This window comes from Nonomuraea spiralis (genome assembly GCF_014648435.1).
GTDB classification, from domain to species: Bacteria; Actinomycetota; Actinomycetes; order Streptosporangiales; family Streptosporangiaceae; genus Nonomuraea; species Nonomuraea spiralis.
This window is the reverse complement of sequence record NZ_BMRC01000101.1, coordinates 1-553: the sequence shown is the minus strand read 5'-3', so window position 1 is coordinate 553 and position 553 is coordinate 1. Positions and strand designations below refer to the sequence as shown.

The 553-nt window shown below is 66.9% G+C and carries 1 protein-coding gene; it reads right to left on the bottom strand.

Annotation, left to right across the window (positions count from 1 at the left end):
- Positions 1-553: IS3 family transposase (locus tag IEZ27_RS53490; RefSeq protein ID WP_189654324.1), on the bottom strand; the 553-nt coding region annotated here is incomplete at both ends.

Sequence of the window (553 nt, the reverse complement as noted above, 5' to 3'; positions counted from 1 at the left end):
AACTCTCCGTGACCGCGTTATCGAAGCACGTCCCGGTCCTGCCCGTCGAGGGGCGAACCCCGGCCTGCTCGCATCGCTGCCCGAAGGCGATCGAGGTGTACTGGCTGCCCTTGTCACTGTGATGGATCACCCCGGCACTGGGGCGGCGCCGGTGGATCGCCATCTCCAGCGCATCGGTCACCAACTCGGTACGCATGTGATCGGCCACCGCCCAGCCGACGATCCGCCTGGAGAACACGTCCAAGACCACAGCGAGATAGACGAAACCATGCCAGGTCGGCACGTACGTGATGTCGGCCGTCCAGATCCGGTTCGGCTCGTCCGCTTCAAACTTCCGCTTCACCAGGTCGGATGCGGCTGCAGCCCGCCGATCCGCGATCGTCGTGCGACAGCCTCTACGCCGGGAGACACCGGCCAGCCCGGCCGCGCGCATCAGCCGGGCCACTCGTTTGCGGCCCACCTTCTCCCCGTCGATCTCCCGCAGGTCGGCGTGGATGCGCGGCGCCCCATAGATCTCATCGGACGCCGTGTGGTGCCGACGGATCTTCTCGGT